Genomic DNA, 7911 nt, shown 5'->3' on the forward strand with positions numbered 1-7911 from the left:
CGTCGGCGGCGGGCGCGTTGCCGAGGACCGGCGGCGGCGCCGGTGCCGTCGCCTCCTTCAACACGAAGGCCTCGGCCGGTCCCTCGTCGGGCCGTTCGGCGACCAGGCCCGTTCCCTCGAGCAGCAGGCGCAGCGCCGATTCGGGCGAATGGCGGCCCTGCACGGCCGAGGAGATGCGCCCCTGCACGGTCGCGCTGCGAAACAGCGTGGAGCGCCGCGACTGCGCGGCATAGCGACCCAGCGCATCGTCCAGCGGCAGGGCGGGAATGTCGAAGTCGAGCAGCGCCGCGGCCGCCTCGGGAACCGGCGGCTGCGTCGCGTTGTCCGCGGCCCAGGCGGGAGTCGCCAGCGTGCACACCATGCAGGTCGCGGCCCGGAGCCTGCTCAGGAGGCGCGCGTGAAGGCGCATCCGCAGCGGGTCTCGACGGCGGCCGTGCCGCGCCCAGGGCGTGGCCGCGGGCGGGACGATGGGAAAAGGGGGAGGACCGACACGGCGCAGGCACTGTTGGGAACCCGCGATCTTGGCGCCCGACGATGACTGATTTGTTACTACACCGCCGCCACACCCCGATGGCCGCGCAGGAAGCGCGCGACATCCTCGGTCGCGATGCCCCGCTGCGCGTTGTAGGTGAGACCGGCATCCCAGGCCACGCCCGGCTCGCGCGCGAACGCCAGCCGGTACTTGCGCATCGTGTCCTGCGGCTGCTTCGCGAGTTCGTCCTCGAGCATCGGCACGCTCCACTCGATGCGTTCGACCCGGCGCTGGAAGCGCTGCTCGACGAGATCGGCCAATCGGCCATAGCTCAGCGTCTCGCCCGCGGTAAAGAAGATGCCGCTGTGGTCGAGCGCCTGGGTGAAGAGGATGTCCGCCGTGAGCCGGCCGATGTCCTCGGGCGTGGTCACCGTCACGCGCGTGTCCCAGCTGCCCAGCGCGTTCACGCGCAGGCCTTCGAGGTCCACCACGCCGAGGGCCGGTTCGAACAGGAAGCTCGTGAACATCCCGGTCGACACGATGAGCCAGCGCGTCGCCTGCTGCGAGCGCAGCATCGCGCGCACCGCGATCTGCTCGTCGAACAGGCCGCCCGCGCTGCCGGCCTCGATGGTGTCGTAGTCGATGCCGAACTGCCATGGCACATAGCGCGCGACGCCGGCTTCGAGCGCCGCGGCCGTGAGCTTCAGTTGTGTGCCCGGACCGCCGACGAAGCCCGTGCAATTGACCACCGTATGGAACGCGCGAAAGATCCGGGCCAGCCCGTGCGCATCGGACGCAGCGATGTCGGCATGGACCACTGCCACGTTCAGCGCCGCCAGTTCTTCGAGCAGGGCGCGCCGCGCGGGCGATGGCGACGACGCCGTATCGGGCCTGAGCAGCACCGAGATTCGCGCGTCTTCACCACCGACCCTCGCGGCCAGCGCGCGAATCACGCTCGTTCCCAGTTCTCCGGCGCCCACCACCAGGATCTCGAGGGCGTCTTGTCTTGTCTGCGGCATGGATGCATCTCCGATCAAAATCGGCAGTTGGACCCGGCACCCTCCCAATGAAAGAAGGCACACGCGTGATACCGCAGGAAAAAATCGAAGCGCTGATCCGGCAATCGCAAGCCGCTTGCGATGCGCTCAGCGACGACGACGACGGACTCAAGCGCGAGGTGCTCGCGCATGCCGGCAGCCGCTGGTCGCTGGGCGTGGTGCATGCGCTGGGCGTGTCGGGCCGGCTGCGCCATGCCGAGCTGGGGCGCCGGCTTTCGGGCGTGACGCAGCGCATGCTGACGCGTACGCTGCGGGCGCTGGAGCGCGACGGCCTCGTGCTGCGCTTCGACCACCGGGAGGTGCCGCCGCGTGTCGAGTACGAGCTCACGAGCCTGGGCCGTGGCCTGCTCTACCAGATGATTCCGCTGTGGACCTGGGTGATCGAGAACGCCGAGGGCTTCAGAGAACGGCGCCGGGCGTTCGATGCGGCACGGTCCGCCTAACTTCGCGCCAGGAAGCGCTCGGCCGCCGCCACCCCTTCGCTCTCGCTGCGCACGAAGTCGAAGGACAGCCCCAGCACCTTGCCCGCGCCCTGCGCCGCCAGCCGCACCGCCGCGGGAATCGTGCGCTCGCCCGTGACGAACACCAGGCCCGCGCAGAACGCGCGCAGGTGTTCCTTGTGGCGCTTGAAGAACAGCGCGCGGCGCTTGCGGTCCTCGTGGCCTTCCTCGGGATGGTCGCCGGGCAGGTGGTCGGTCAGCAGCACGAAGCGCTCGCCGCGCTCGAGCAGCGTGGCCAGTTGCGCCTCGGTGTCGGTGTCGTGCGAATCGGCCTGCGGGTCCTCCTTCAGGAACACCAGCGGAAATCTCGTCGTGTCGAACAGCATCGCGTTCTCTCCAGAAAAAATGGGAAGCCTTCGTGGGGCGCTCGATTCCTCAGTACAGCTCGTGTTTGACCGCGTGGTCGTAGTGCGCGTCGATCTGCGCGATCTGCTCCGTGCCGAGCTCGGCCGAGGCATCGGCGCGCCGGCCCAGCGCGGCCATCATCTGGCCCACGGTCGGCAGCGCATCGCGCGCGAGGCGGGCGCTGTCCTGCCACAGCCGGGCGCGGTTGATCGCCTTGCCGCAATGCAGCAGCACCTCGTCGATCCGCACCACGGTCGCGGTCTTGGGAATGCGCTCGCCCTCGCGCAGTTCGTTCAGCAGCCCGACATCGGTCGAGACCCGGCCGCGACCGTTGATGCGCAGGAAGAGTTCGAGGCCCGGGAACAGGAACACCATCGCGAGCCGCTCGTCGCGCCGCAGGTTGCGCATCGACTCGATGCGGTTGTTGCCGGGCCAGTCGGCGAAGGCGACCGTGTGCGCATCCAGCACATGGACGAAGCCCGGCGGGCCACCGCGCGGCGAGGCGTCGAGCCCCTGCTCGCTGCCAGTGGCGAGGCAGAAGAAGGTGGCCTGCGCGAGATAGGCCTCGTGGAAGTCGACCAGGCGATCGAGCACCGCCTTCTGGGTCATCTCGGAGGGCGCGGCATACAGCGCGTCGAGGTCGGGTTCGGGGGCCGGGTCGTCGAAGGAAGGGCGAGGTCTTGGGTTCATGGCACCCAGCGTACGAACAAAGGCCTTGGCGGCTGTAGACTGGATCGGCCAATCGATAGCTCTCATCCGCCATGACCGATCCCATTCTTCGCCTGGCCGGCCTGGTCGACCGACCGGACGGCCCGGTCCTCATCGCGGCCGAGGGCAGCCAGGGCGAGGAGCTGGCCTCGGGCCCGCACCGCCATGCGCGCGGGCAACTGTTCGGCTCGCTGCGCGGGCTGCTGTCGGTGGGCGTCGAGGACGGCGTCTGGATCGTGCCGGCCATCCACGCGGTCTGGCTGCCGCCGCACCAGGAGCATTCGGGGCGCTCGCACGGGCCCTTCCATGGCTGGAGCGTCTACGTGGCGGAACCCGCCTGCGCCACCCTGCCCCCACGGCCGTGCACGATCCGCACCTCGGGCCTGCTGCGCGAGGCGGTGCTGCGCGCCTGCAGCTGGCCGATCGAGGCGCCGCAGCCGCTGGACGAGAGCCGCGCGCATGTGGCGGCGGTCATCCTCGACGAGATCCGCAGCCTGCCGGTGGAGCCCTTCGGCCTTCCGCTGCCGAGCGACCCGCGGCTGCAGCGCATCGCGCATGCGCTGATCGCCGAACCCGCGGACGAACGCGACCTCGAGCAATGGGCGCGCTGGGCGGCAGTGAGTTCGCGCACGCTGAGCCGGCGCTTCGTGCTGGAGACCGGCTTCAACTTCACGGCCTGGCGGCAGCGCGCGCGCATGATGCGCTCGCTCGAGATGCTCGCGGCCGGCGTCCCGGTGACGGCGATCGCGCTCGACCTCGGCTATTCGACCGCGAGCGCGTTCATCGGGTTGTTCCGCCGCACCTTCGGCGAGACGCCGGCGAGCTATCGGGCGCGGCTGTGAACGCGGCGCTCAGCGCTGCAACTGGCGCAGCTCGTCGCTGGTGTTGGCGTTGAAGAAGGCCGCCGCGTCGTCGAACGCCACCTGCACCATGCGGTGCTGCGCGGTCCATTGGCCGAACTTGCGCTCGCCCGCCTGCAGGAAGGCGAGCAGGCTCGGCGCCAGGCTGGCACGCAGCAGGCAGAACACCGGTTGCGCGCGCAACTCGCCGTCTTCGCGCGTAGCGGCCATCGCGATCTCGGCGCCCTGCCCGGCCGCGGCCTCGGCCAGCCGGTCGACCAGGTCCGACGGAAAGTCCGGCGTGTCGCAGGGCACGGTGACCAGCCAATCGGTGCGCGCATGCTCGAGCCCGGTCAGCAGGCCCGCGAGCGGCCCCGCATAGCCTTCGATGGAATCGGACCACACGGGCACGCCCATCGCTTCGTAGTCGGGCAGGTTGCGGTTGGCGCTGAGCATGGCCGTGCCCACCTGCGGCTGCAGGCGGCGCAGCGCATGCAGCGCCAGCGGTGTGCCGCGGTGGTCCTGCAGGCCCTTGTCGACGCCGCCCATGCGGCTGCCGCGGCCGCCGGCCAGCACCAGGCCCGTGATGTCTTCGCGCGCGATGGGGTTCATGCGCGCATTCTCGCTGGCGCCCTACGACCTCAGCGTGCGCAGCGCCGAGGTCCAGCGCAGCAGTTCGTCGAGCATCGCCTTCGCGGCCGCCGCGTTCGCGGGATTGGCCGACAGGCCGCCCTCGGCCTGCAGCTGCTGGCCCACATTCGTGAACGCGACCGCCTCGAGCATCGGCACCACCTTGAGCGTGCCGAGCAGTTGCTTGGTGACCTGCACCGCGCGGATGCCGCCCGACATGCCGCCGTAGCTCACGAAGCCGACGGCCTTGTACTGCCATTCGCGCACGAGGTAGTTCAGGGCATTGACCAGCGCGCCCGGCGGCGCGAAGTTGTATTCGGGCAGCACGAACAGGAAGGCATCGGCCTCGGCGACGCTCGCGCTCCAGGCGCGCGTGTGCTCGTGCGTGTAGCGCTGCAGGCGCGGATGCTCGGGTTCGTCGAACACCGGCAGGCCGAAGGCGGCCAGGTCGACGAGACGGGCATCGAAGCCGCCGTGCGCTTCGGCGATGCCGTGCGCCCACTGGGCGACGGCCGGACCCACGCGGCCGGGCCGCGTGCTGCAGATCAGGGTATGGAGGATGGGACGGGTCATCGCCGAATCCTAAGTCATGGCGTGGCCAGTCCGAGGCGCGCGAGGGTCGCGGCCTTGAGGCGGCTGTCCTCGCGCACCTGGCGCTCGAAGTCCTTGCCCGGCTGGAAGTCGACCACCTGGTTGGCGCCGCGCGCCCAGGCCTGGTACCTGGGCGAGGCCACGGCCTCGCGGCACGAGGACTCGAGGCGCGCGACCACCGCGTCGGGCGTCTTCGCGGGCACCAGCACGCCGCCGAAGCTCGCCTGCACCACGGGCACGCCCGACTCCTTCAGGGTGGGCACGTCGGGGAACGAGGGATGGCGCTTGTCGGTGTAGACCGCGATCAGGCGCAGCGCGCCCGATTGCAGGTGGCCGGTGATCGAGCTCGCGAGCACGGCGCCGAAGCTCAGGCGCTCGCTCAGCAGGTCCTGCAGCATCGGCGCGTCGCCCTTGTAGGGCACGTGCGTGAGCGCGACCTTGGTGGCGGCCTCGATGTCCGAGGTGCCCAGGTGCGGGATCGAGCCGGTGCCCGAGGTGCCGTAGCTCACCCTGCCCGGCTCCTTCCTCGCGTCGGCCAGGATGTCCTGCACGCTGCGGTACGGCGACTTTGCCGGCACCGCGATCGCGAAGATGTTGTCGAACACCTTGCAGACGTAGCGGAAGGAATCGAGCCCGTAGTTCAGGGCCTTGAGCCGGTGCGGCTCGCTGGTCAGCGGCACGGCGGGCGTGAAGACCACCGTGTAGCCGTCGGCGCGCGCGCCGGCGCCCGTGTTCAGGCCGATGGTGCCGGCCGCGCCGTCGCGGTTGATCACCGCGAAGGGCTGGCCGAGGTTCTCGGACATGGCTTGCGCGAGGCTGCGCGCATTGATGTCGAGCCCGCCGCCGGCGGCGAAGGGCACGATCATCTGGATCGGGCGCGAGGGATAGTCGGAAGCCGCCGCGGCGGGCAGCGCGGCGCACAGCGCAGCGAGCAGCAGCGCGCTGCGGCGATCGAATCGTCGGTTCATGGGAATGCCGCCGGCGGGTTACTCGGCGCGGATGCCGTTGCGCAGCACGCCGATGGCGTCGACCTCGATCTCGACGATGTCGCCGGGCTTCATCCACACCGGCGGGTTGCGCTTGGCGCCCACGCCGCCCGGCGTGCCGGTCACGATCACGTCGCCCGCGGCCAGCGGCGTGAAGGCCGAGATGTGCGCGATCTGGCGCGGGATGCTGTGGATCAGCTTGTCGGTGGTGGTGCGCTGCATCTCCTGGCCGTTGAGCCGCGTCACCAGCGTCATCACGCGCCCGTCGGCGATCTCGTCGCGCGTGACCATCCAGGGGCCGAAGCCGCCGGTGCGCCAGAAGTTCTTGCCGGCGGTCCATTGCGGCGTGGCGGTCTGCCAGTCGCGGATGCTGCCGTCGTTGTAGCAGGCATAGCCCGCGATGTGCGCCCAGGCATCGGCCTCGGCGATGCGCCGGCCGCCGCGGCCGATCACGACCGCGATCTCGCCCTCGTAGTCGAGGCGCGTCGACTCGGGCGGCAGCACGATGTCCTCGCCGTGCGCGAGCTGCGATTCGGCCACGCGCAGGAACAGCGTGGGCTGCTCGGTGATCTCGCGGCCGGTTTCGCGCACATGCTCGCCGTAGTTGAGGCCCACGCAGACGATCTTGCCGGGGTTGGGAATCACGGGCAGCAACTGAAGCTCGCTCAGCGCCAGCGTGGCGCTTGCCTGGCCGACGGCAGCGGCGGCCTCGGCCAGCAGGTCGGCCGCGATCAGCGCCTTCAGGTCCGCGGCGCGCTCGCCGAAGATCTGGCGCAGGTCGACGACGCGGTCCGCGCGGTCGCCGGTCACCGCGCCGTAGCTGTCGGTGCCGTTGAGTTGGTAGCTGATGAGTTTCATGGTCTGTCCGTGAGGAGTGATGGAAATAGAACTACGCCAGCCGACCTCCAATGCGCTGCGCGCCCTCGGTGATCAGGTGAACCATCTTGTCGAGGTCGACGATGGACAGGCGCGAGGTGTCGAAGACCAGCTGGATGGCGGCCCATGCGCCCCCGTCGGCCTTCGGGATCGGCGCGGCCACGGCCGCGAGCTGCGGTTCGAGTTCGCCGATCGACACGTAGTGGCCGGCCTTGCGGATCCCCGCGTAGAGGCGGCGGAATTCGCTCCACTCGGCCGGCAGCCCGCTGCGCACGACCTCGTCGTGGCGGGCATCGAAGACCTTGCGCAGCTGCGGCGGCGCGAAGGTCGAGAGCAGCACCTTGGGCGCGGCGCCCAGGAACAGCGGGCGCGGCCGGCCGCGCCCGTAGGCCAGCGTCGGCGGCGCGCCGCCCATCTCGCGATGGGTGTCGAGCACCTGCATGCCGAAGATGCCCGAGCTCACGCAGTCGAAGCCGGTGGCGGCCACCAGTTCGCGCATCACCGGGATGCCTTCGCGCAGCACCGGGTCGGCATTGCGGATGTAGTGGTCCAGCAGGATGATCCGCGGCCCGAGCGCGTAGTGCGAGTCCTCCACGCGCTGCAGCAGCCCGGCCTCGAGCAGCAGCCGCACGTAGCGGTAGCCCGTGGGCAGCGAGACCTCGAGCGCCGCGGAGATGTCGTCCGCCGTGCGCGTCAGGTGGGTGTCGTCGAACAGGTCGAGCACTCCCAGCATGCGCCCCAGGCTGGACATGGATTTTTCCGGCACGCCAATTCCTCCAGAGTGTCATGGCGCGACGGGGAGGTGTTGCGAGATGCGATCCAGATCGTGCCCCGTGCGCGCGACGCCGACGATATATCGGTCGGGGCGCAGTATCACCGCCCGCGCGTCGTGCGCCTCGAGCCAGT

The 7911-nt window shown here is 70.4% G+C and carries 12 protein-coding genes; 2 read left to right on the forward strand and 10 right to left on the reverse strand.

Going from position 1 to position 7911, the window contains the following annotated elements; genetic code table 11:
- Together AC27VN_RS25845 and AC27VN_RS25850 are read right to left on the reverse strand one after the other, a co-directional pair.
- Window positions 1-361 (reverse strand): STN domain-containing protein (locus AC27VN_RS25845; protein ID WP_490878373.1); only part of this gene is annotated, 361 nt, incomplete at its 3' end.
- A 188-nt stretch (window positions 362-549) separates the two neighbouring features.
- A complete protein-coding gene (locus AC27VN_RS25850) occupies window positions 550-1491 on the reverse strand; it encodes an aromatic alcohol reductase (protein ID WP_490878374.1) in 942 nt (313 codons plus the stop codon).
- 47 nt (window positions 1492-1538) lie between these two features.
- Here AC27VN_RS25850 and AC27VN_RS25855 point away from each other — a divergent pair, with 47 nt between their 5' ends.
- Window positions 1539-1973 carry a winged helix-turn-helix transcriptional regulator gene (locus AC27VN_RS25855; protein ID WP_490878375.1) on the forward strand — a complete coding sequence of 145 codons (435 nt, stop codon included), beginning with the start codon at window positions 1539-1541 and terminating at the stop codon, window positions 1971-1973.
- On the opposite strand, the gene AC27VN_RS25860 is transcribed toward AC27VN_RS25855, so the two are convergent.
- Together AC27VN_RS25860 and AC27VN_RS25865 are read right to left on the reverse strand one after the other, a co-directional pair.
- Complete coding sequence (locus tag AC27VN_RS25860) at window positions 1970-2356, reverse strand: hypothetical protein (RefSeq protein WP_490878376.1); 387 nt, start codon at window positions 2354-2356, stop codon at window positions 1970-1972. The two genes, AC27VN_RS25855 and AC27VN_RS25860, sit on opposite strands and share 4 nt — an antisense overlap.
- 49 nt (window positions 2357-2405) lie before the next feature.
- Entirely contained in the window at window positions 2406-3065 is a 660-nt protein-coding gene (locus tag AC27VN_RS25865; RefSeq protein ID WP_490878377.1) for a pyridoxamine 5'-phosphate oxidase family protein, read from the reverse strand.
- Between the two features lie 71 nt (window positions 3066-3136).
- On the opposite strand from AC27VN_RS25865, the gene AC27VN_RS25870 reads away from it, so the two are divergent.
- Window positions 3137-3925 carry an AraC family transcriptional regulator gene (locus AC27VN_RS25870; protein WP_490878378.1) on the forward strand — a complete coding sequence of 263 codons (789 nt, stop codon included), beginning with the start codon at window positions 3137-3139 and terminating at the stop codon, window positions 3923-3925.
- Window positions 3926-3934: 9 nt separating this feature from the next.
- Here AC27VN_RS25870 and mobA read toward each other — a convergent pair whose 3' ends face one another.
- From mobA to AC27VN_RS25900, 6 genes are all read right to left on the reverse strand, one after another.
- Window positions 3935-4534, reverse strand: coding sequence for a molybdenum cofactor guanylyltransferase MobA (gene mobA, locus AC27VN_RS25875; RefSeq protein WP_490878379.1), 600 nt, complete (start codon window positions 4532-4534; stop codon window positions 3935-3937).
- A 21-nt stretch (window positions 4535-4555) separates the two neighbouring features.
- Window positions 4556-5125, reverse strand: coding sequence for an NADPH-dependent FMN reductase (locus tag AC27VN_RS25880; RefSeq protein ID WP_208509031.1), 570 nt, complete (start codon window positions 5123-5125; stop codon window positions 4556-4558).
- A 14-nt stretch (window positions 5126-5139) separates the two neighbouring features.
- Window positions 5140-6111 (reverse strand): tripartite tricarboxylate transporter substrate binding protein, encoded by a 972-nt coding sequence (locus tag AC27VN_RS25885; protein ID WP_490878380.1) that lies wholly within the window; start codon window positions 6109-6111, stop codon window positions 5140-5142.
- A gap of 18 nt (window positions 6112-6129) precedes the next feature.
- Window positions 6130-6987: a fumarylacetoacetate hydrolase family protein gene (locus tag AC27VN_RS25890; protein WP_490878381.1), complete on the reverse strand. Its 858-nt coding sequence runs from the start codon at window positions 6985-6987 to the stop codon at window positions 6130-6132.
- Window positions 6988-7018: 31 nt separating this feature from the next.
- Window positions 7019-7756, reverse strand: a complete 738-nt coding sequence (locus AC27VN_RS25895; protein ID WP_057596260.1) for an IclR family transcriptional regulator — start codon at window positions 7754-7756, stop codon at window positions 7019-7021.
- Window positions 7757-7789: 33 nt separating this feature from the next.
- On the reverse strand, window positions 7790-7911 hold a 122-nt coding region (locus AC27VN_RS25900; protein WP_490878382.1), incomplete at its 5' end, for a hypothetical protein.

It is taken from the genome of Variovorax sp. 20P10.2.4 (assembly GCF_058244205.1).